The following is a 23,354-nucleotide window of genomic DNA, read 5'->3' as shown; positions in this document are numbered from 1 at the left end:
GAAAAGGAGGGAAATAGCATGGATCGCATGTTTCGCGTTCTCGGCTTTTGGACTGGAATTTTCTCGGTTATGTTTTACGTAGGAGATATGCAACAGGCTGCACTACTATTTTTAGGACAAACAGGTTTCTTCGTACTTTTAAGCTATTTAAAATTAACAGAGCGTATGTATATATACGTATTCGGGGCATATTTAACTGTTTTCTTCATAGGATTTACATACTACACGACATTTTTACTTGTCCCTGGGGCTGGACATTAAAAGATGGCATTTTGCCATCTTTTTTTTAATCCCGGAATTTCCTAGTTGACTTATAGGTTTTATTACCTTATATTCTATATAACAGATTGGAATTAGGGGGAATCAACATGAATACACTGCTTGTCGGAATTAACGTTGCAGTCATGCTCATCTTAGTTGGCGTATTATATTATATGCAACGTAAGCATGTATCTTTTAATAAACGTGTATTTACCGCTTTAGGAGTCGGAATTTTATTCGGTCTTATATTACAATTCATTTATGAGCCAACTTCTAAAGTAATTATTGAATCAAATACTTGGTTTGGCTTAATTGGTAACGGTTATGTGAAATTACTTCAAATGATCGTTATGCCACTTATTTTAGTATCTATTATTTCAGCATTTACAAAATTACAGTTAACGAAAAACCTTGGTAAAATTAGTGGTCTTATTATCGGAATTTTAATTCTTACTACAGGAATCGCTGCAGCTGTCGGTATCGCTGCAAGTGCAGGATTTGATGTATCTGCAACAGGCTTGCAACAAGGTGATGCAGAATCTGCTCGTCTGAAACTAGTTGAAGAAAGATTTACTTCTATTGAAAAGACAACAATTCCAGATAAATTATTAGAGCTATTGCCTACAAATCCGTTTCTTGATTTAACAGGCGCTCGTCCAACATCAACAATCTCTGTCGTAATATTTGCAGCCTTTATCGGCATTGCCTTTATAGGTGTAAAACGAAAATATCCAGAACAAGCAGAGCTATTTAAGAAAATGCTTGATGCTGTATATGCAATCGTAATGCGTATGGTAACATTAATTTTACGCCTTACTCCATACGGCGTATTAGCTCTTATGGCAAAAACAGTTGCTGGTAGCGATATAAATGCTATTTTAAAGCTTGGTAACTTCGTGTTAGCCTCTTATGTAGCACTTATCGTAATGTTTATCATTCACTTATTATTAATTGCATTGTCTGGTTTAAATCCAATTCAATATTTGAAAAAAGTGTTCCCTGTACTAACTTTTGCATTCACATCTCGCTCTAGTGCTGGTGCGATGCCATTAAATATTGAAGCTCAAAAAGAAAAGCTTGGTATCTCCGAAGGAATTGCAAACTTCGCAGCTTCATTTGGGGTATCTATCGGACAAAACGGTTGCGCAGGTATTTATCCAGCAATGCTTGCAATGATGGTCGCTCCAACTGTAGGAATTGATCCATTACAACCACAATTTATTTTAACTTTAATCGCTGTTGTTGCTATTAGCTCATTCGGTGTTGCCGGAGTTGGTGGCGGTGCAACATTCGCAGCTTTAATCGTACTATCTACAATGAACTTACCAATCGGTATTGTTGCTCTAGTTATCTCGGTTGAGCCATTAATCGATATGGGTCGTACAGCTCTTAACGTAAGTGGTTCTATGACAGCAGGTCTTATTTCAAGTAAATGGCTTGGTGAATTAGATCAAGATACGTACAATCAAGATGATACAAAAACTGGTGAAATTGCTTCATAATGAAAAAAAGACGCTAACATACAATTGTTAGCGTCTTTTTTATTCCGTTCCCTCTTTATAGATCTTATCTTGAGAATTATCACTCCAAGTATTCTTCTAATTGCTCTTTTAACTCTTCCTCAATCTCATAACAAGATTCATCAGCGAGTTCTCCTACTTTCTTACTACCCAAAATGTTTGATTGAATTGGCATTCCTAAAAAGATTCTTTCACATTCCTAAATTGGAATATTGTGAAATTTAATCATCTCTTTTTCTTCATCTAATATAGCTATAGCAGCTGTTGAATAATAACCCACCTCAAAGGGATTCTCTTTTTCTCTTGCAAATCCCATATCTAATTCCATGTTTTTTTCTATGTATAAATGCGAATACTCTTTATACAATTTAAGTGACATTCGCTCTATTTCCTTCTCCATACATTGAATGTTCTCTTTTAACTCCAACGTAAACTCCTGTTCTTTATATTTCATTTTCGCCTCCTTAAACATAGAAAAAGAGAATACAATAATATATTCTCTTTCCTCAAATATATTTCATTATCTCACAGCCCGTCCTTTTCACAAATAACCATTTTGTTCGCACCATTTATGAAATTGTCCTACGTCTACTCCAACTAACACGATATCCTTTAGCTCTACATCAATAATTTGTTCTCCAATTACAATAGCAAACTGCGATGCTAATTTTGTCTCGTTTTTCTTTACAATTCCAATTCGGTTCCGATGCGGTCCATCTTTTATATATGCTTTTTGTCCTACAATATCAAAGTTCAAGATTCTCACCTCTTTTACTGCGCTCAAATTGGAAATACGATCTCCACCTCGGAAAATTTCCTTTCATTGCACTATTTCTCTATATATATGACGAAACAATAAAAGAGTCCTTCCTTCTTTACAATTATTTTTTCTTTGTTTCATTTTTGTGATCGAAACGTAAAGTTTATAATAAAATACACTTGGAAGCGCTTTCTATGTAATTTTTTATGTTATAATATAAAAGTAGAACTTCGTAAAGAGGGTTAAAAAAATGAATACAAAAATGATTAAAAAAGTAATTGAAGCATTAAAAGTATATGGCTTTCAGGATGTATCATTCTGTGACAAAACGAGGCAATTTTTATTTCATAACGAAACCGATATTATGAGCGGCTATGCAGAAATAACATATAGTAGTCAATTTGAAAAATTCAACGTACAAATTCATCCAATTGAAACACATCACCAAGCAGAGTTACAAGAGGTTGAAAGACATATACAAGCTTGTATAAGAAAAGTGGAATATTTAAACGCACTTCTTACCGGGCAGACAAAACTAGATGATAAAATTATTATTATGTAAAAAAAGAACGTGATTGAATCACGTTCTTTTTTCATTATATGTTCATCTTTTCCTTTAGTTGTAATCCTGTAACAGATTCTAATACATCCATCGATTCTCCAAATGTCATATCAAAAATTGTATTGTCCTCTATGTACGGAAACTGTCTGAAACGCTTTTCTAACACCTTTACAGCATCTGATGTAAAGTTTGCACTATCAATGCCAAATTCTGTTTCAAGAAGAACGATCCAATCTAACACATGAAAACCTAATCCATTGACGAATGCAATAAGTTTTTCTTCTGGGTTTGAAGATAAGAATACTTGGCGTTCCATCTCACTAAAAAGTTCTTCTCCTAAGATTTCAGCTAACTCATCATCATGTTCACGTTCAACAAGTTCTTCGTAGCCGTAATCATCCACAAGCTCTTCTACTTCTTCACTATCCTGACAAAGCAATTGACTAAGAAGTGCCTCTTTCTTAAATTCACTATTTTGTACGACTTCTAAAAAACTCGTTTCCCATCCATTTTCTAATTTCATATTATGTACTCCTTTATATACGTTTCTTATCATCACTGTACCCAAAAGATCACTTTTATAACCTTTTAGGTAGTTACTATTATTTCACATGATTCATAACATAAGATGCAAACTCAGCTACATCTCCTTCAAAAATATTTATTTCTGGCAAGTGATAGAACGTTGTTTGGAGCGGGTTTCCTGCATGATATACATATATCGTTTTCTCTAGTGCAATCGCCATTCCAAACTCTGTATGGCTCCCGTTTCCGCCATCTAATATAAGTAAAAACACATCCGCTTCTTTTACAGCATTTTTTTCTGCCTGACCAATTTCTCTTAATTGTTCTTGATTCACTGCTCTTTCGTTTTTGGTCCAATCATATGTATGGTGCCATCCTGCATGTTTCAGTTCATTTGCTACGGAACATACAAGATGTTTATTTTGGAAACCTGAGGCGATATAAAAATTCATTTATATACAATCCTTCATTATGTATCGGGAAACTCCTTTTTAGCGTTATTTGTTATAGCTATAATAAATAACAACTTCAAAAAAAATCCCCATCTTTAAAACTTATTTGCGTTTAAATGATGGGATGCTTCATGGTCTTCTTTTATTTTTTGTTTTTTATAACTTTCATCAGCTAACATTTCTAGTTCAGCTGTTATCTCTGATTTTTCAAGCTCTCTTTCTTGCGAAAATTTCCTTGAAATATAAACAATAACACTACCAACGTACAACACAAAGCATATAATAAGTGCAGTATTTTCATAGAGACTTAGCTCCAACACAGTCACTCCTAATCCATTCGTATTTTCACGCTTCATTAATTGGAATTTCCCTATTAACCCATTTGTTATCCCGCTATTTGAGGGCAGTAAAACCCCCTCCTCAAATTCCAGTGAAAGCAAAGAAGTTAGATGGAGGATGCCCCCAACTGATTAAAGTTTCACTTTATTGTAACATAAAAATATCAATTCTTGGAATCTTTCACCCTACTAAAAGAGGCATGATTGTTTCATCATGCCTCTGAAATATTTTGAATGATTGTTTTAATTGCTTCTTTTCCATTATATTTTTTTAGTGCTGTTTTATACTTCTCATTATTTTGATTCAATTCTTCGACATACTTTATAAGAGATTTTACAGTTACATCTTCTTCATATAATACGGAGGCATACCCTTGCCTTTCAAAGGACTCTGCATTTAATATTTGATCTCCACGGCTTGCAAATTTCGATAATGGAATTAAAACCATCGGCTTTTGTAATGTTAAAAATTCAAAAATTGCGTTGGAGCCCGCGCGTGAAATAACAAAATCTGTTACTGCTAATATATCTGGCAGTTCTCCATGTACATATTCAAATTGTCTATATCCTTCTTTATTTTGTAAACTTTCATCAAGGTTACCTTTTCCGCAAAGGTGAACAATTTGATACTTTTTAAGAAGTTCTGGTAATGCTTCTCGAGCAGTATCATTAATTTTTTTCGCGCCCAAGCTACCTCCCATAATCGTAATAACTGGCTTTTTACGTGAAAAACCTAAAAATGCTAAACCTGTTTCTCGATTTCCCTTCAGCACTTCTTCACGTACAGGAGATCCCGTATATATTACTTTTTCTTTCGGTAAATGTTTCGCTGCTTCTTCAAATGTAACAAATATTTTCGAAGCAAAACGAAGCGCAATTTTATTTGCTAGTCCTGGCGTCATATCAGATTCATGTAATAAAATTGGTACTCTATTTAGCCATCCTCCAATTACGACTGGTACAGATACGAAACCGCCTTTTGAAAAAATCACATCTGGTTTTAGTTTTCGAATCCTTACATACGCATCCATAACACCCTTCATTACAAGAAAAGGATCTTTTATATTTTTCAAATCAAAATAACGACGTAGCTTTCCACTCGCAATACTATAGTAGGGAATGCCTTCCTTTTCTATAATCGTTTTCTCAATACCTTGATGAGAACCAATGTAAGAGATATCCCAGTTGTCTTCTTGTAAATATGGGATAATGGCTAAATTAGGTGTTACATGTCCTGCCGAACCGCCACCTGTAAAGACTATTTTCTTCATACGTCTCCCCCTTCTAGACTATAATACACTAAAATATCTTGCCTCAGGGTGAGAAAATACCATAGCCGTTACGGACGCTTCTGGCTCCATCATGAATCCTTCTGTTAATGAAATACCTATTTCCTCTGGATGAATTAAGCGAAATAGCTTTTCTTGATCTGCAAGTTCTGGACACGCCGGATAACCAAATGACACGCGTATTCCTCTATATTTCGTACGAAAACGTTCTTCCATCGTCAGTTCAGGTGAGTCTGGAATGCCCCAGCGGTCACGAATGAGCATATGTGTTTTTTCAGCAAGTCCTTCTGCTAATTCAAGCGCTAACGATTGAATGGCATGACTACGTAAGTAATCACCTTTCGCCTTCCACTCTTCAGCAATGTCCCGAACTCCTTCCCCAACCGTAACAGATAAGAAAGCAACATAGTCCATCTCATCTCCAATTGGGCGCAAATAATCGCCTAAAGTACGATAGGGAGCCTTTCCTTGTCTAGGGAATGTGAAACGCTCTATAACACGCGTATGATTTTCTGGATCATATATTACAATGTTTTGTCCGTCGCTTTGCGCTGGGAAAAATTGATACACTGCTTTCGGCTTTAACCAAGATTGTCCTTCCTGCAATAATTCATCTATTAAATCATTTAATTCATGTGCTCTCTTATCTCCCTCTTTCAAAAGCTTCTTCACATTTCCTTTTAATCCAAGGTGATGCCCAAGTAGCATTTGTCTATTTAAAAATGGAGCGAGATGAAGAGCCGGAATATCACGTAATACAATTCGTTTTGTTGAATCAGGCACCATAACCTCAGCCTTCGGTAATGGCTCAATTACTGTTGGAATTTCTACTTTCTTCTCCTCTTTTTTTACGATATGAAGATGACGTTCTTTTTTATCCTGTTTCATCTTCTCACGCTCTTCTTCTTTTTGAAGCTTATTAATAATATCGAGCCCCGTCATCGCATCACTCGCATAACAAACGAGCCCTTTATATGATGGTGAAATTCGATTATCTGTAAACTTTCTCGTTAACGCTGCACCACCTACAACAATGGGCACATCAATATTTGCTGCTTTTAAATCTTCAGCAGTCGTTACCATTTGTTGCGCTGATTTTACTAATAAACCTGAAAGGCCTATAATGTCCGGCTTCTTTTCTTGTACTTCTTGAACAATTCGATCCGAACGTACATTAATTCCTAAATTAATAATCTCATATCCGTTATTCGCTAAAATAATTTCAACGAGATTTTTCCCAATATCATGCACATCACCTTTTACAGTTGCTAATAATACTTTCCCTTTTTTTGCACTATCGCTAGATTCCATATGTGGCTCTAAATAACTTACAGCAGCTTTCATACTTTCGGCACTTTGCAATACTTCAGCAACAATAAGTTCATTATTATTAAATAGTCGTCCTACCTCATCCATCCCTGTCATAAGCGGACCGTTAATAATATCAAGAGGTTTTCTTCCTTCTTTAAGTGCAAGACTTAAATCCTCGTGTAATCCTTGTTTCGTACCTTCTACAATATAATTTGCTAGTCGTTCATCTAGCGTTAACGTTTCTTGCACAACGACATCTTTCTTTTTAGCGACTCGGTAAAAGTTTGTAAATTCTTCTAACGTCTCTTTCGTCGTTTCAAACAGTAATGCATCTGCAAGGTGTTTTTCTTCCTCTGGAATCGACGCATAGCGTTCTAATTTTTCCGTATTAACAATCGCGTAATCTAATCCAGCCTTCGTAGCATGATATAAAAAGACGGAATTCAATACTTCACGTCCAGCCGGTGGTAAACCAAATGATATGTTACTTACACCTAAAATCGTTAAACACTCTGGTAACGCTTCTTTAATAAGGCGAATGCCCTCTATAGTCGCTGCCGCTGAACCAATATATTCTTCATCACCTGTCCCTACTGGAAACACAAGTGCATCAAAAATAATATCTGACGGGCGTATCCCATATTTCGTCGTTAATAATTCGTAACTTCTTTTTGCAATTTCTAATTTTCTTTCAGCACTTACTGCCATACCATCTTCATCGATTGTACCAACTACAATTGCAGCACCATACTTACGAAGAAGCGGTGTTACCTTTTCAAAACGCTCTTCTCCATCTTCTAAATTAATAGAGTTGATAACAGCTTTTCCTTGAATATAAGTAAGTGCTCTTGCCATAACATTTTCATCCGTTGAATCAATCATAATCGGTACTTTTAACACTTTCGTAACTTCTGTCAAAAATTTCTCCATATCTTCTATTTCATCACGATCAGGATCTGCCATACAAATATCAATAATATGAGCATTTTTCTTCACTTGCGCTCTTGCCACTTCAGCAGCCTCTTCAAATTTCCCTTCTGCTACTAATCGTTTAAATTTACGTGATCCAATAACATTCGTTCTTTCACCTACAAATAACGGTCTCATAGACTCATCATATTGCAGTGCCTCTAATCCACTAATTCCATGTCCTTCTCTCTCATGATGGTCACGAGGCTTAAGAGATGCTAGTGCTTCTTTCATTGCTTTTATATGTTCTGGTGTCGTGCCACAACAACCACCGATAATATTAACCCATCCTTCTTCAGCAAATCGCTTCACCTTTTCAGCGAGAGAAGATGGAGACTCATGGTAATGTCCATCTTCATCAGGAAGACCTGCATTTGGATAACAAGAAATGTAACACTCCGATAAATCAGATAGTGAACGAATATGGGCCCTCATAAACTCCGGACCAGTCGCACAATTTAACCCAACAGATAATGGTTTCATATGTTCTACTGATAAATAAAAAGCTTCAATTGTTTGCCCAGCCAGAGTCGTTCCCATTGGCTCAATCGTTCCTGAAATCATAATAGGAACCGTTTTTTTCAGTTCTTCAAAAGCAGCTTGAATTCCAATATAAGCTGCTTTCACGTTACGCATATCTTGACTCGTCTCAACGAGTAATACATCAACTTCTCCTTTTAATAATCCTCGTGCCTGCCTTGTATAAGCCTCAATCAATTCTTCAAAAGTCACACCACCAGTAACACTAATTGCTTTCGTTGTTGGCCCCATCGCTCCCGCAACATATACTTCCTTACCGCTTTCTTTAACAGCTTGCTTCGCCAAAAGTGCTGCCTTTTCATTTAGTTCTTCATCTAAATGAGACAGCTCATAATCACTTAGTACAATATTCGTTGCCCCAAATGTATTTGTTTCAATAATATCCGCTCCAGCTTCAATATAAGCTTTATGAATCTTTAAAATAACGTCTGGTCTTGTTTCTACTAAATATTCATTACAGCCCTCGTACTCTTCTCCTCCGAAATCTTCAGCAGTTAAATCCTCTTGCTGAATCATTGTTCCCATTGCACCATCTAATATTAAAATGCTATTTTGTAATTTTTCTTCTATACACTTCATCAATTAATACCTTCTTTCACTTCTTGCTTTTCTCTTACATATTTAACAAGATGTTCTGTAATTTCATATTTTAAAAATGGTGTAATAAGATAAATACCATTAAAATATTTCATCGCTGCGTCGATCAATTCTTGCGAAATGCGAATCCCTTCCTCAATTGCCGCCTCTTTCGTTTCGTGTCCATCCATTCTCTCTCTTATTTCTTCTGGAAGAGTAATACCCGGTACCTCAAAATGAAGAAAATCTGCATTCCGCTTACTTACTAACGGCATAATTCCAATAAAAATAGGTTGTTCCAAATGCTTTGTCGCTTCATACACTTCTTCAATTAACGCGATATCGTAAATTGGCTGAGTTAAAAAATATTCCGCTCCAGCATCTATTTTTCGTTCCATTCGCTTAACCGCTGCTTTTAAGTGCCTCACGTGAGGATTAAATGCGCCGCCTACAGAAAACCTTGTCGCCGGTCCAATTGATTTCCCTAAAATTGAACGTCCATCGTTCATTTCTTTAATCATTTTAATGAGCTCAATAGAGGACAAATCGTATACAGAAGTTGCACCAGGAAAATCACCAACGCGCGCTGGATCACCAGTTAAAGCTAACACTTCTTCCATCCCTAACGCCGATAAACCTAACAAATGAGATTGTAGTCCAATGACGTTATGATCCCTACACGTTAAATGTGTCAATACCGGGATATCATGCTTCGTTAATAACGCACCCATTGCCATATTAGAAATACGAGGCGATGCTAATGAATTATCTGCTAGAGTAATAGCATCTGCTCCCGCTCTTTTTAAAGCTCTTGCTCCTTCAAAAAACCGCTGTGTATCTAACGTTTTCGGTGGATCTAATTCCACTACAACTGTCGTTTGTTTTTTCGCTTTCTCTGCTAGAGTGACGTGAGCCTTCGAACGTTTCTCATGCGTATGAACAACTTTCGGCCTTTGAATGGTGTCTTTTTCTATTACAGGTGTAACATTCGCAACAGCGTGCTTCATACTTTGAATATGTTCTGGAGTCGTACCACAACAACCACCTAATAACCGAATACCTTGCTCAATAAATCTCGGCGTCATCGCCTCAAAATAAGCTGGGCTTCCCTCATATACGTAACGTCCCTCCACATAATTCGGGAGACCTGCATTTGGGTATGCTGATAAATAGCCATTTTGCGGAATCGATATCATTTTGAAAGCCTCCGTCATATGAAGCGGCCCTAGTTGACAATTTAATCCAACAACATTTGCACCGTAATCTATAAGTTGCTTTAATATTTCATTAACATCATTTCCATTTTGAGTCGTACCTGCTTCATGTAACGCTAATTGAGCAACAATTGGAATGTTCGTTTGCTTACGCAATACTTTAACAGCATGAAGTAATTCAAATTCATCGTAAAAAGTTTCTAATAGTAATCCATCAACCTGTTCTTCTAGTAAAGCCCCTGCCTGTTCAAGTAGCATAAACTCCCTTTCCATATCAGTCGTTGTAACGGCTCCGATATGTTTCATACCACCAATTGTTCCTAAAATTGCATTTTTATCTGTAACAGATGCTTTCGCCAGTTTTACTGCCGCTCTATTAATTTCTGTAACTTGATTTTCTAAGCCGTACATACGTAATTTCGCCTCATTTGCTCCATACGTATTCGTTTGAATTACATCTGCTCCAGCAGCTACATATTGTTTATGAATCGATATAATTAAGTCTGGATCAGATACATTCAATTCTTCAAAGCTACTTTGCAAGCCATGTGAATGCAATAACGTCCCAACCGCACCATCACCTATTACAATTCCTTTTGATAATAAATCTAGTAATTTCACGAATCTCCCTCATTTCTATCAATATAAAAACCCCCTCTTCACTTTGAAGAGGGGGACATAATCGTTCCTCCTCTTATTATGCAAAACATTCGTTTTGCAGGTATTAGCACCGTTTCAAACATTTCGTTTGAAGGTTGCCGGGTTTCACAGGGCCTTTCCCTCCACCGCTCTCAATAAGAGTTGTCTTTATTATTTTATTTATGTAGCTAAAAGGAAATGCGTTCCCCTTTTAACAATGTTTGTTAATTTTTTAAATAAATTTAGCATGCACAAAAGTAAAAGTCAATGACACTTGCGGAAAAATAAAAATTATTTAAAATAAAGTTGCAATTCAATTATCTTTTGTTGTAAAGTTAAAAACATAATAAAAATTTCATACGAACATTCTTATCTAGAGAGGTAGAGGGACTGGCCCTGTGACGCCTCAGCAACCATTAACATTTTGTTAATAAGGTGCTAATTCCAGCAAATTGTGAAAGATTTGACAGATGAGAAGAAGACTCTATTCAAACCGAAAGCCTTCTTCTTAGAAGGCTTTTTTTATTTTATATTCACTTAATGTTTCAATTTAAAAAGGAGGAATTTTCACATGTCAACAATCGAAACAAAACTAGCACAAATCGGCAATCGCAGTGAAACTACAACTGGAACGGTTAATCCACCAGTTTATTTCTCAACCGCTTATCGTCATGAAGGAATTGGTAAATCTACTGGCTTTGACTATTCACGAACTGGCAATCCAACTCGAGGTCTTTTAGAACAGGCAATCGCAGACTTAGAATATGGCGAACAAGGTTATGCCTGTAGTTCAGGGATGGCGGCTGTTCTCCTCGTCCTTTCTCTATTCCGCTCTGGAGACGAACTTATTGTATCTGAAGATTTATACGGTGGAACGTATCGATTATTTTCTGAACATGAAAAAAAGTGGAATGTTCGATGTAGATACGTAAATACACAGTCTATTAAACAAATTGAGCAAGCTATCACAACTGAAACGAAGGCTATTTTCATAGAAACTCCAACTAATCCATTAATGCAAGTTACTGATATTGCTGCTGTCGCAACTGTAGCGAAAAGGCACGGACTACTTCTTATTGTAGACAACACATTCTACACACCTTATATACAGCAACCATTAACAGAAGGTGCTGACATTGTACTTCACAGCGCAACGAAATATTTAGGGGGACATAACGATGTACTAAGCGGACTTGTCATTGCAAAAGGAAAGGAACTTTGTGAAGAAATCGCTCATTATCATAATGCATCAGGTGCAGTTTTAAGCCCATTTGACTCATGGTTATTAATTCGCGGTATGAAAACGTTAGCGCTTCGCATGAGACAGCATGAAGAAAATGCGAAAGCAGTTGTTGCATATTTAAATGATGAAGACGGGGTGACAGATGTATTTTATCCTGGAAGAGGCGGCATGATTTCATTTCGCCTTAAAGATGAAGCTTGGATTAATCCATTCTTACAATCTTTATCCTTAATTACATTTGCCGAAAGTCTTGGTGGTGTAGAAAGTTTAATGACTTATCCAGCAACGCAAACACATGCTGATATTCCTGAAGAAATTAGAACAGCAAACGGTGTATGTAATCGTCTTCTTCGATTCTCCGTTGGCATTGAAAATAGTAACGATTTAATTCAAGACTTAAAGCAAGCCATTAAACTTGTAAAAGAAGGTGTAAGAATATGAGTTATTCTATAGATACACTCTTACTACACAACCAATATAAACATGACTCGCAAACAGGAGCTGTGAACGTTCCTATCTATAACACATCAACTTTTCACCAGTTTGATGTAGATACGTTCGGAAAATATGACTATAGCAGGTCAGGAAATCCAACTCGTGAAGCTCTTGAAGATATCATCGCTTTATTAGAAGGTGGAACAAAGGGATTCGCCTTTGCATCAGGCATTGCAGCGATTTCCACTGCATTCCTCCTTCTTTCACAAGGTGATCACGTACTCATTTCAGAAGATGTATACGGAGGCACTTACCGAGTGATAACTGAGGTACTCTCCCGTTACGGTGTTTCACATACATTTGTTGATATGACCAATTTAGAAGAAATAAAACAAAGCATTAAACCAAATACAAAGCTCTTTTATGTAGAAACACCTTCTAATCCACTTTTAAAGGTGACAGATATTCGCGAGGTTTCTAAACTTGCAAAATCTATTGGGGCTCTTACTTTTGTTGATAATACATTTTTGACACCACTATTCCAAAAACCACTTGAACTTGGAGCTGATGTTGTTCTTCATAGTGCCACAAAATTTATTGCTGGGCATAGTGATGTTACTGCCGGATTAGCAGTAGTAAAAGATGCAGAACTCGCTCAAAAGCTTGGATTTTTACAAAATGCATTCGGCGCTATTTTAGGACCTCAAGATTGTTCTCTCGTACTTCGCGGTCTAAAAACATTGCACGTACGCCTCGAGCATTCAGCTAAAAATGCCAATAAAATTGCACATTATTTACAAGAGCACGCTAAAGTACAAAATGTCTATTATCCGGGATTACAAACACATCTCGGATTTGATATTCAACAATCTCAAGCAACATCAGCTGGAGCAGTCTTATCATTTACTTTGCAGTCAGAAGATGCACTCCGCCAATTTTTATCAAAAGTAAAATTACCTGTTTTTGCAGTTAGTTTAGGAGCTGTAGAGTCAATTCTTTCTTATCCAGCAAAAATGTCACATGCAGCACTGTCGCAAGAAGCTCGTGATGAAAGAGGAATCTCTAATTCATTACTTCGGTTATCAGTCGGTCTTGAAAATGTTAACGATTTAATATCCGATTTTGAAAATGCCCTTTCTTATGTAGAAGAACCTGTAAATGCATAGAGAAAAAAGAAGATATGAGAATAGGTTTTCATATCTTCTTTTTATGCGATTTAGTTATAGTCATTTGAAATTTTTCTTATAGTCCATAAAAAATAAAAGTATATCATCTATTTCTAAATAAGGGATTAATTGATATATTAAGAAATAAAAAGGGGTAAAAATAATGGATACTTGTGCAGATATTTTAATCGTTATCGATTTACAAAATGGCGTATGTTATGGCGGAGAGCATTTATTTGATTTACAGAACTTACTAACAAAAGTAAATAAAAGAATTTCTTCATACAGAAAATCAAATAAACCAATCCTTTTTGTTCAACATTGTGATGATGATTTAGTACCCGAGAAAGAACTTTGGGCTATTCATACCGATCTTGATGTTCAAGAACAAGATTTTTTTGTAAGAAAAACACATGCAAATTCATTTTATAAAACAAACTTAAAAGAAATTTTAGATCAATTATCTGTAAATCGCATTGAATTTTGCGGTGCCCAAACAGAGTACTGTATGGATGCTACGATTAAGTTTGCCCACGGACTGGGATACGAAAACTTTATGGTACAGAAAACAACCTCTACGTTGAATAATCCTTTTATGTCCGCAAAAGAGACAATTGATTTTTACGAGAACATATGGAATCACAGATTTTTAACGTTGCTAAAAGATGAATTTTAGAATAAATGACTAATGACTTGATTATCCTAAGATTTATCAGCCGTAATCAAATATTTCATTATCACCATAAAGAAGCGAATTACATTCAGCTTCTTTTCTTTTAACCTGTTTTATATTCTATATATATCATTATAATTCCTTTGTCATATTATTTTAAAAATTTCGTATATTCATTTGAAAGAATAAGAAAATCATGATAAAATTGTGTTACAAATATATCTATATCTTTCAATTTTTAAAACGCATCGAAATTTTCACCCAAAAATGTCATTTTACAAAAACGTGCTAATTTACCTATTTTATTTACATCATGGTCTCTTTTCTTACAATTTCTTTACTTTAGGACTTTTTTTCTGCAACAACTATTTTCTTTTCTTTAAATTTTTGGTATGTATAGTATGGTATAATAGCTCACACGGAGGTGGAAAAGAACATGTTAGAAACCTTTCAAAAAGAATTAGAACTATATGAAAGTAATGCAGAATTATTAAAAGTGCTGGCTCATCCTGTTCGTTTATGTATCGTAAAAGGATTAATTGAGCGCGGTCCAAGCAACGTTTCTACAATGTACACTGGCTTAAACATGCCACAATCTACAATTTCACAGCATTTAGCAAAATTAAAAAGCGCTAAAATCGTTTCTAGTGAAAGAAAAGGATTAGAAATTTATTACAAAGTAGAGAACGAAACAATAATTCAACTCGTTCGCGTATTATTAGGTTAGGGACTAATAATCGAAGAAAAAGAACGTATTCTATATTTTTTATCTCATATCTTTAATATAAATATATATCATGAGAGGAAATATATAATACTACATAAGTCGTATTAAAAAACAAGACACAGTATATACTGTGTCTTGTTTTTTATATTGTTACATACCGCTCCAAATGTAAATGTTGCATATCTTTTGTATGTATAACAACATCAAACGCACTCCCTACTCCTCCATTCAAAATCATAGAACGAACTGCTCGATTTTGTTTTTGCGTTTCAGAAAAAGGATTCATATCTTGATGGCTCGTAAGCTGTTCTAATATCCCTGCAGCTAACAAGAACTCAGATTGTTTCTTATGCCATACTGCACTCATTCCTTGCATACTAAACATCTCCTTTAGCTCGTCCCAATGAATATGAGTAGTAAGATCCATTTCACCTGGATGCGCTAGTGGGTTACGTATTAGCTTATGCTGATAATAACCTCGCAAACTTCCTTCACGATGTGCTGGATGCATCCATTCTTCTTTTGTGTATCCGTAATCAACTGTAATACATATACCTTTTTGAAACCATTTCGCGATTTCTTTTATATACTCCTCCATCACAATTGGTACTTCAAAACGTTGCCCTTCAGCAATATGAATATTATATTTCAATAAATATCGACCAATTCTTTTATCTAACGGCCTACATACTTCTGAAAGGTTTCCTTCCTCTGTATATGTAATACGTACTTCATACAACATACCATTTCTTTTCTCAATTATTTCAACAGGAAATGCATCAAACAACTCATTCGAAAAGAGAATTCCCTCGAAAGAATCTCCCATTTCACTATAGGAGGTATAGTACGATACATTAGAAAATGAGCCAAGTTGCTCCTGCTGTAATTTCCTATGAAAAGGGCTCACTTCAATCATTGAATAGTTTAAATCAATAAAGGTTTTTGGAGATAATTGCTTCCATTCTTGTAAAACATCATAGGCAAACTTTCCAGTTCCCCCACCAACCTCACAAATATTCGAAGCAACTTCACCATTTTCAACAAGACGAATAAAAAGTTTAGCAAAAGTTTTTGCAAAAACAGAGGATACATTGCTACTTGTAAAAAAATCCCCTTGTCTTCCAATCTTTTCACGTTCTTTCATATAATATCCATGACCTTCTGTATACAATACAAGGTTCATATACGAACTATATGAAATTGAATAATCCTTTTCTTTCCCCATCCATTCTCTTAAAATGAGCTCCATTCCCATAATGACTCCTTATTGTAAAAACGGATTATTTTCTTTTTCAAAACCAATGCTTGTTTCTGGACCATGTCCACATAACACCGCTGTCTCATCTGGTAATACAAATAATTTCTCTTCAATACTTCCAATTAATTCAGCAAAACTTCCACCAGGCAAATCTGTTCTTCCAATGCTCATTTGGAACAATACATCTCCTGAGAATACAGCATTTGCCTCTTTACTATAATAAGAAATACTTCCTGGAGAATGTCCTGGCGTCTCAAAAATTTCAAAATTAAATGATCCAATTGTTAATGTACCTTCTGCATCAATAATATGATCCGCTGGTTTTGCTGTAATACTGCGGTTCATCATAAAAATTTGAGAGCCGTTTACAGTTGCATCTCCTAACCAATCTGCTTCTTCTTTATGTACGTATACAGGAATATGAAAAGCGTCTCTTACCGCATCAACAGCACCGATATGATCAAAGTGAGCATGCGTTAATAAAACAGCCAATGGTTTTAATTGTTCTTCTTGTAAATATGTAACGAGCTTTTCACCTTCGTGCCCAGGGTCAAAGATAATGCACTCTTTTTGATCGTTCATTAAAATATAAGCATTTGTTTGTAATGGGCCTAACGGCATTTGTATCCATTTCATATGAAAATCTCCTCCAGTTATTAAACTTACTTTTAATGATACAACATTTCTTTCTCTTAGGAAAAGAAAGGATGCTATCTCGACAATCATTTTTAAAACATGTACAATATAAAAGAGTAAATATTCCAAAAACTCATAATAAGAAATGGGTAGACAGAGGAGGATATTGCATGGGCCTTGTTATTATTTTTACACTTGTCACTCTGTTAGCTGTATTTGCTACGCTTAGAACACTTCGTGAAAAAAACTTTTTCGCGAGCGGCTTTGCAATTGCAACTGTACTCGTTTTCGGATGGTTTACGATCATGACTGTTCTTTATAACGGGTATCCACCAGCAGCTTAATTCGTTTACACTTTATTCTTCATCGAGATTTCACACAAAAAGAGGAAGGGTTCCCCCTTCCTCTTTTCATATTTCAAAACTTATATCATCTTCGCTTCGTATTTGTGCTTTTTTACAAGCCAAGCTCCTCCGATAACACCTGCATCATTACCAAGTGTTGCAATAGCTAACTTCGTGCTCTTTACAGCACGTGAGAAAGCGTATTGCTCGAAATAGCGTTGAATTGGTTCTAATAGCGCATCTCCAGCTTTAGACACGCCTCCACCAATAACAATTTTCTCTGGGTTCAACGTACTAGATAGGTTCGCTACAGCTAACCCTAAATAAGAAGCTACTTTTTCTACTACTTCGCCTGCTAATTCATCACCTTGTCCAAGTGCTTCAAAGACATCTTTTGATGTAATACGTCCTTCTTCAGCTAACATAGAACGCAACATGCTTTCTTTATTAGTCTCTTGTATTTTTTGCATAGCAACACGTACAATACCTGTCGCAGATGCTACTGTTTCTAAGCAACCAGACTTCCCGCAATTACATGGGAAAGCATTTTCTGTAACTACTGTAATATGTCCAATCTCACCAGCAGCACCACTCACGCCGTGTACAATCTCACCATTGGCGATTACACCACCACCAACGCCCGTACCAAGTGTCATGCAGATTAAATCTTTTGCACCTTCACCAGCACCTTTCCACATTTCACCAAGCGCTGCTAAGTTTGCATCATTATCAATAACAACAGGTAATCCTGTTTCTACTTCTAATAAATCTTTTAGCGGATAGTTTTTCCACCCTAAATTAACCGCTTCATAAATCATTCCAGATGCCACATGTACAGGGCCAGGAGCTCCCATACCAATACCAATTAACTTGCTCTTCAATTCGCCTAATTCTTCTAGCTTTTTATCAATTGCTTTCGCAACATCAAGTGTAATATGTTTTCCTTGCTCACCTGTATTTGTAGGGATTTCCCACTTATGTAAAATTTCGCCGTATACATTAATAAATGCTAATTTAATCGTTGTACCACCAAGGTCAACACCAACTAACCATTTCTCTTCCATGTTGCTTACCTACCTTTATCTAATTCTTATTTAGCTCTTTTTGAATTTCTTGCTTCAATAAAAATAAAGCTGTTTGATAGTCTTGTGGATCGATTAGCTGTGATTGATTTAATTCACGCAATTCATCTTGCATTAATTGTAAATCTGCAATTCGATCTCCCGTATAAATAATCGTACCAAATTTCTTTAGCAATTGCTGAATATCATAAATAGATACCATTTCATCACCCTCTATGCTCACTTACTATAAAAATTATAATAAGAAAACGTTCACATATTTTATTATAATCAAGAAGAAAAAGTCTCGTCAATTTTTATTTGTCTATACAAGCTCATTTATAAGCATTGTTCCTTTTTCTGTAATAATTTTTTCTATATTTTTATCAAATGGCTCTACCGGAATGTGTTTTACCATTTGAAAATCATATGCTAATGATAGCGTTTTCCCTTTATAATGCACGAGATAACGATCATAATAGCCCCCGCCGTATCCAATCCGTTCTCCTCGCTCTGTATAAGCTACGCCTGGCACAATTTGAAGATCAATGTCATCCGCACTCACTTCTTCCGTAAGTCCCGGAATCGGTTCACGTAAATTCATATACACCGTTTCTAATTGATCAAAATCACTAATTTTCCGGAAGGACATCGTTCTTGTTCCTTTATTACACTTAGGAACTACAACTTTCTTTCCTTCTTCCCAAGCTTTTTCGATAATAGGATATGTATTCACTTCATTTTCCATTGAGAGAGTAATTCCAATTGTTTTAGCTTCAACCCACTCTTTTTGCGCATACAACGAAAATGCAATCTGTTCTGATAAAGTTGTATATTGTTCTTCTGATAAAGAATTCATGTGTTCTATTATTTGTTTACGCAAACGCACTTTCTCTTCTTTCACACATTCTCCTCCTTACAGTGACACTTTACTCTATGATGATAGTGTATCACTTTTAACATAGGAATCGAATAAAAAAAGAAACAGTAGGAAAATATTCCTACTGCTTACTTTGTTTCACGGTGTAACGTAGACTTCTTGTCACGCTTGCAATACTTTTTAAGCTCGATACGCTCAGCGTTGTTACGTTTATTTTTCTTTGAGATATAGTTACGATCTCCGCATTCTGTACATGCTAGAGTAATATTCACACGCATTCTTATTTCCCTCCAGTACTAATAACTTAAATCAGACTATACTATAATACCACTTTTAAAATAAAAATTCTACACCTTTTGATATTGTCTAATTTTTTCTATAAGATTTTTCATGTTTTCCCTTGCTATTACTGGGTTTCTAGCATGTGAATACACTAAAAATTTTGGTTGTTTTGTGTCAGAAACGATATAAGACCACTCTTTTTCAGTATATTTGAACTGTACTCCTTCAAATATACCTTCTCCCTTCCTTTCAATATCATCCAATAATTTCCTCATAATTTTCCCTTTTTCATTCCATGAACATACCACTTCATCATAAAGTAAATAGAGCGGAGGTGATTGCTCTACTATGCTGAGAAACGTTTTTCCTTGCAATGCTATTAGCTCAAATAATTTTCCAATTCGATATAAAATATCTCGCTTCCACCTTACTTGAAACGACTTCCTTTCATCCTGCGTATAAAACAGAAGATAACATTCTCCTAATTTCAAAGACATTGGGTAAATATTTCCTGTAGATTCGAGTAAGAAATCTGGAATAGCTACCTCTTCCAAATCTGTACCCTGGTAAATATTACTATGTTTATCGTATAACTCGAAATGATTTCCTTGCTCAGAAAACATAAGAGCCATATTCGCTTTACTTGATTTCATCAAAGCTTTCACATGATCTTTTTGTTCGCTTGCATAAATCCATGTAACTGTACAACCAAGTCTTTGTAGAAAGAGCATAAGTAAATGTTGCAACGTATCATTTCTCTTATTAATAAGAAGATGAAACTTCTGCATCTGTATTTTCTCGATATCAATATGCCCCAATATAACTTCTATATACTCATTCATAGAAACATGAACCAGCTTATTTCGCCCCATCTCTTTCTCATGCACGTAATAAAATAATTCGGACATATATACTTGTTCTATCTCTTTTTGCTGCTTATACGTTAACGGCATGCCAGCTTGACCATACAACTTTATAACAATCTCATTCTCATTCTCCACTTGAATGAAAACCCCACCTGCACATTGCAAATGATGAACACTATATTGAAAAAGTGACTCGTTCATTTCTTTGCATTCCATCGTATGAATCCCTATACCATGAATAGCATGTAAAAATAAATTTTTATAAGAGGTTGTTTCTATATTTTCTTGACTTCCAATTAATATACTTTCTCCTTTTGTAAAAAGAGAGCCATACGCCATCGCAATCTTCACTATAAACTGGGGAGTAATTTCAACATTCCCTCTTCCTACAATGCGGCTTTTTTGTAACCACCCTGCACTCATTTCACTCTCTTGAATACCAGCCGCTCCTACTATCGAATGACTATCAATCGCCTTATAAGGCCATAGTTTTCCTTTTTGCTTAATTATCGTACTTCTCCCGATATGACAGTGATCCGCTACAATGCTTTTTTGAAACAGTGTAACGTCATCTTCAACTATTGTACGCTCTCCTATTGTCGTTTCTAATAGTTCACAATACTTTCCAATATGGGCATTTGCAAAAACAATACTTTTTTGAAGATGAGAATAATTTGAAACGATACTATTTTTTCCAATAATAGAATATGGCTCAATTACAGCTCCTGTACCAATCTTTGCTCCTTCTCCAATGAAAGAGGGGCCATGAATTTTTGTCCCTTTCCCAATCGTCACCCCTTCTCCCATCCATACCATCGGTAATACTTCCGTATAAGGAATAGGTACTTGTAACTTTTTCGTTAACAAATCAAATTGTGCTTGTCGATATTGATTAAATGTGCCGATATCTAACCAATAACCTTCTGACAAATATGCGAATAACACATTTTTGTTTGCCAATAACGGAAACACATCATGACTGAAATCAAAAAATTGTCTAGGCGGTATGTAAGAAAAGATTTCTGGCTCCATAATATATATGCCTGTATTCACAACATTAGATACTACCTCATTCCAGCCCGGCTTTTCTATATATCGTGTAACCTCCTGGTCTTTATTCATTACAACCAATCCAAATGAGAGTGGATTTTCTACTTCTTTCACAAACATTGTTACCATTCTTTTCTTTTGTTCATGAAACCTAATTCCTTCTGATAATTGAAAGTCAGTTAATGCATCCCCGCTTATTACAACAAATGTTTCATCTAAAAATTGTTCTGCTTGTTTAATACTCCCTGCTGTACCAAGCGGAGGAGAGTCTTCAAAATAATACAAGTTAACTCCCCATTTACTACCATCACCAAAATATCGCTTAATCGTCTTACTCATATATTGAACAGTAATTGCAATTTCACGAATACCATGCTGGCGTAATAACTCAATATTGTATTCTAAAACTGGTTTTTCTAATAATGGTAACATCGGCTTTGGAGTATTACATGTTAATGGTCTAAGGCGTCTTCCTTTTCCTCCAGCTAAAATAACCCCCTTCATATACTTCAGCCTCCACTTATATAATGTTCAGTAGCTCCATATACCATATGTATATTCTCTATCCCACATGAACTAGCAGCATAAACTTGATAAGTTAAACGAATCCTCATTTAAAAGACCCTATAATTAAATTTCCCACCTATAAAAACGTACGTTTAAAACGACAAGAAAGCGCTTACTATTAATTGATAAATAATACTTATTAACAAACAACATATATACTAATTTTCCCATTACATTATGATACATCTTATCATCATAAACTAAAGGAAACAACGAGCTTTTTTTGTCATGTTTTGACTAAAAAAAGCAGGTGATTTCTCATCACCTACTTTCATTCCTACTCATTCAATAAATAATGCTTTCCTTTTACTAAATAAAATACATTTTCAGCGATATTTGTAATATGGTCTGCTACACGCTCAATATATCTCGCCACAAATGATAATTGTGTAATTTGCGTAATTGCTTCTGGTTGTTCCGGAACTGAAGATATAAACTCACGAATTGCTTTTCCATATATTTCATCAACGGAATCATCCATTTCAGCAATTTGTTTCGCGAAAGTTAAATTTTCTTGTTCATATGCTTCTAACGCTAAATGCAACATCTTATTTGCAACCGCAAACATTTCATCCAGGTTGTGCAAACTAACAGCCACTTCTTTTTCCCCAAGACGAATTGTAGCCTTTGCAATATTAACAGCATGATCTGCAATACGCTCTAAATCTGTCGCTGTTTTAATTGAAATAAAGATCCTTCTTAAGTCACTTGCTACAGGTTGCTGCTTCGTAATGAGCATAAGCGCAAGATCGTTTATTTCCTCTTCTAAATTATCCATACGGTAATCACCATCAATGACCTCTAACGCTTTCTCTACATCCCTTGTATGCAGACCTTCCATAGCAATCAATAAAGCCGCATTTGCTAATTCGCCAAGCTCAATCACCTTTTGCTGTAACACTTTTAAATCACCTTGAAACTGTTCTCTTACCATTTTTTCTTCCCCCTCAATATTATGTGCCATTATATACAAAGTGAAACTTTAATCACCCCTCATCAATCGGGCTTTTACAGGCCGCCCGCCCACCTAACTTCTTTGCTTTTGCTGAATTTTGAGGTGGGGTCTTACTGCCCGCAAATAGCGGGATAAACCTCCTACATAACCTCTTACGCTTGTAATAAACTTTAAGATAAAGAGAAGGTATTACTTCCCTATTAAAGTGAGATAAAAATAAGAAATGCCCTCTGTTAAGAGGGCATTTTCTCTTAG

At 35.6% G+C, this 23,354-nt stretch carries 23 protein-coding genes, 1 pseudogene and 2 riboswitches; of the genes and pseudogenes, 8 read left to right on the top strand and 16 right to left on the bottom strand.

The window, feature by feature from the left end:
- The first annotated feature begins 18 nt into the window (after positions 1–18).
- Complete coding sequence (locus BUA87_RS16210; protein ID WP_000375619.1) at positions 19–261, top strand: DUF2626 domain-containing protein; 243 nt, start codon at positions 19–21, stop codon at positions 259–261.
- A 107-nt stretch (positions 262–368) separates the two neighbouring features.
- Positions 369–1,763 (top strand): L-cystine transporter, encoded by a 1,395-nt coding sequence (locus tag BUA87_RS16205; RefSeq protein WP_001094344.1) that lies wholly within the window; start codon positions 369–371, stop codon positions 1,761–1,763.
- A 79-nt stretch (positions 1,764–1,842) separates the two neighbouring features.
- On the opposite strand, the pseudogene BUA87_RS31855 reads toward BUA87_RS16205, so the two are convergent.
- Both BUA87_RS31855 and BUA87_RS16195 read right to left on the bottom strand, forming a co-directional pair.
- Positions 1,843–2,235 (bottom strand): annotated as a pseudogene (locus tag BUA87_RS31855) (hypothetical protein).
- Positions 2,236–2,322: 87 nt separating this feature from the next.
- On the bottom strand, positions 2,323–2,538 hold the full coding sequence (locus BUA87_RS16195; RefSeq protein WP_001008326.1) for a DUF3912 family protein: 216 nt from the start codon (positions 2,536–2,538) through the stop codon (positions 2,323–2,325).
- Positions 2,539–2,791: 253 nt separating this feature from the next.
- Here BUA87_RS16195 and BUA87_RS16190 point away from each other — a divergent pair, with 253 nt between their 5' ends.
- Positions 2,792–3,103 carry a hypothetical protein gene (locus BUA87_RS16190; RefSeq protein WP_001093240.1) on the top strand — a complete coding sequence of 104 codons (312 nt, stop codon included), beginning with the start codon at positions 2,792–2,794 and terminating at the stop codon, positions 3,101–3,103.
- 34 nt (positions 3,104–3,137) lie between these two features.
- Here the strand turns inward: BUA87_RS16190 and BUA87_RS16185 are convergent, their stop codons facing one another.
- The 6 genes from BUA87_RS16185 to BUA87_RS16160 all read right to left on the bottom strand — a co-directional run bounded on the left by BUA87_RS16185 (position 3,138) and on the right by BUA87_RS16160 (position 10,938).
- On the bottom strand, positions 3,138–3,626 hold the full coding sequence (locus BUA87_RS16185) for a hypothetical protein (protein ID WP_000764263.1): 489 nt from the start codon (positions 3,624–3,626) through the stop codon (positions 3,138–3,140).
- Positions 3,627–3,705: 79 nt separating this feature from the next.
- Positions 3,706–4,080 carry a nucleoside 2-deoxyribosyltransferase gene (locus BUA87_RS16180; protein ID WP_001012331.1) on the bottom strand — a complete coding sequence of 125 codons (375 nt, stop codon included), beginning with the start codon at positions 4,078–4,080 and terminating at the stop codon, positions 3,706–3,708.
- A gap of 95 nt (positions 4,081–4,175) precedes the next feature.
- Positions 4,176–4,436 carry a DUF3966 domain-containing protein gene (locus BUA87_RS16175; RefSeq protein WP_000817964.1) on the bottom strand — a complete coding sequence of 87 codons (261 nt, stop codon included), beginning with the start codon at positions 4,434–4,436 and terminating at the stop codon, positions 4,176–4,178.
- A 194-nt stretch (positions 4,437–4,630) separates the two neighbouring features.
- Positions 4,631–5,689, bottom strand: coding sequence for an undecaprenyldiphospho-muramoylpentapeptide beta-N-acetylglucosaminyltransferase (gene murG, locus BUA87_RS16170; protein ID WP_072940237.1), 1,059 nt, complete (start codon positions 5,687–5,689; stop codon positions 4,631–4,633).
- 18 nt (positions 5,690–5,707) lie between these two features.
- A complete protein-coding gene (gene metH, locus BUA87_RS16165) occupies positions 5,708–9,106 on the bottom strand; it encodes a methionine synthase (RefSeq protein WP_072940233.1) in 3,399 nt (1,132 codons plus the stop codon).
- Complete coding sequence (locus BUA87_RS16160; protein WP_000770353.1) at positions 9,106–10,938, bottom strand: bifunctional homocysteine S-methyltransferase/methylenetetrahydrofolate reductase; 1,833 nt, start codon at positions 10,936–10,938, stop codon at positions 9,106–9,108. Before BUA87_RS16160 ends, metH begins: the two co-directional genes overlap by 1 nt.
- Positions 10,939–11,008: 70 nt before the next feature.
- Positions 11,009–11,118: riboswitch (SAM riboswitch) on the bottom strand.
- A 204-nt stretch (positions 11,119–11,322) separates the two neighbouring features.
- A riboswitch (SAM riboswitch) is annotated at positions 11,323–11,433 on the top strand.
- A 94-nt stretch (positions 11,434–11,527) separates the two neighbouring features.
- Here BUA87_RS16160 and metI point away from each other — a divergent pair.
- The 4 genes from metI (at position 11,528) to BUA87_RS16140 (ending at position 15,200) form a co-directional block, all read left to right on the top strand.
- Positions 11,528–12,640, top strand: a complete 1,113-nt coding sequence (metI, locus tag BUA87_RS16155) for a cystathionine gamma-synthase/O-acetylhomoserine thiolyase (RefSeq protein WP_000103887.1) — start codon at positions 11,528–11,530, stop codon at positions 12,638–12,640.
- Entirely contained in the window at positions 12,637–13,800 is a 1,164-nt protein-coding gene (gene metC / locus BUA87_RS16150) for a cystathionine beta-lyase (protein ID WP_023523020.1), read from the top strand. Before metI ends, metC begins: the two co-directional genes overlap by 4 nt.
- Positions 13,801–13,963: 163 nt before the next feature.
- On the top strand, positions 13,964–14,476 hold the full coding sequence (locus BUA87_RS16145) for a cysteine hydrolase family protein (protein WP_071713580.1): 513 nt from the start codon (positions 13,964–13,966) through the stop codon (positions 14,474–14,476).
- A 433-nt stretch (positions 14,477–14,909) separates the two neighbouring features.
- Positions 14,910–15,200 (top strand): ArsR/SmtB family transcription factor, encoded by a 291-nt coding sequence (locus BUA87_RS16140; protein WP_000894377.1) that lies wholly within the window; start codon positions 14,910–14,912, stop codon positions 15,198–15,200.
- A 142-nt stretch (positions 15,201–15,342) separates the two neighbouring features.
- On the opposite strand, the gene BUA87_RS16135 is transcribed toward BUA87_RS16140, so the two are convergent.
- Together BUA87_RS16135 and BUA87_RS16130 are read right to left on the bottom strand one after the other, a co-directional pair.
- A complete protein-coding gene (locus tag BUA87_RS16135) occupies positions 15,343–16,455 on the bottom strand; it encodes a class I SAM-dependent methyltransferase (protein WP_072940231.1) in 1,113 nt (370 codons plus the stop codon).
- A 9-nt stretch (positions 16,456–16,464) separates the two neighbouring features.
- Positions 16,465–17,094, bottom strand: coding sequence for an MBL fold metallo-hydrolase (locus tag BUA87_RS16130; protein ID WP_000871225.1), 630 nt, complete (start codon positions 17,092–17,094; stop codon positions 16,465–16,467).
- Positions 17,095–17,264: 170 nt separating this feature from the next.
- Between BUA87_RS16130 and BUA87_RS16125 the strand changes: the two genes are divergently transcribed.
- Positions 17,265–17,438, top strand: a complete 174-nt coding sequence (locus tag BUA87_RS16125; protein WP_000524852.1) for a DUF2759 domain-containing protein — start codon at positions 17,265–17,267, stop codon at positions 17,436–17,438.
- Between the two features lie 80 nt (positions 17,439–17,518).
- Here BUA87_RS16125 and glcK read toward each other — a convergent pair whose 3' ends face one another.
- The 6 genes from glcK to phoU form a co-directional block, all read right to left on the bottom strand.
- A complete protein-coding gene (gene glcK / locus BUA87_RS16120) occupies positions 17,519–18,502 on the bottom strand; it encodes a glucokinase (RefSeq protein WP_000391701.1) in 984 nt (327 codons plus the stop codon).
- Positions 18,503–18,521: 19 nt separating this feature from the next.
- The gene (locus tag BUA87_RS16115; protein WP_000253699.1) at positions 18,522–18,722 is read right to left on the bottom strand and encodes a YqgQ family protein; all 201 of its coding nucleotides are present in this window, start codon (positions 18,720–18,722) and stop codon (positions 18,522–18,524) included.
- A gap of 102 nt (positions 18,723–18,824) precedes the next feature.
- A complete protein-coding gene (locus BUA87_RS16110) occupies positions 18,825–19,403 on the bottom strand; it encodes a 5-formyltetrahydrofolate cyclo-ligase (RefSeq protein WP_000656861.1) in 579 nt (192 codons plus the stop codon).
- 104 nt (positions 19,404–19,507) lie between these two features.
- Positions 19,508–19,657 carry a 50S ribosomal protein L33 gene (gene rpmG / locus BUA87_RS16105; RefSeq protein WP_001265616.1) on the bottom strand — a complete coding sequence of 50 codons (150 nt, stop codon included), beginning with the start codon at positions 19,655–19,657 and terminating at the stop codon, positions 19,508–19,510.
- Between the two features lie 69 nt (positions 19,658–19,726).
- Entirely contained in the window at positions 19,727–22,081 is a 2,355-nt protein-coding gene (locus BUA87_RS16100) for a sugar phosphate nucleotidyltransferase (RefSeq protein ID WP_000679290.1), read from the bottom strand.
- Between the two features lie 340 nt (positions 22,082–22,421).
- A complete protein-coding gene (phoU, locus tag BUA87_RS16095) occupies positions 22,422–23,078 on the bottom strand; it encodes a phosphate signaling complex protein PhoU (RefSeq protein WP_000251246.1) in 657 nt (218 codons plus the stop codon).
- Positions 23,079–23,354: the final 276 nt, after the last annotated feature.

It is taken from the genome of Bacillus sp. bc15 (assembly GCF_900142585.1).
Taxonomy (GTDB): Bacteria; Bacillota; Bacilli; order Bacillales; family Bacillaceae_G; genus Bacillus_A; species Bacillus_A cereus.
Note: the sequence above shows the minus strand (reverse complement) of the source record. Positions and strands in the feature narration are given on the sequence as shown.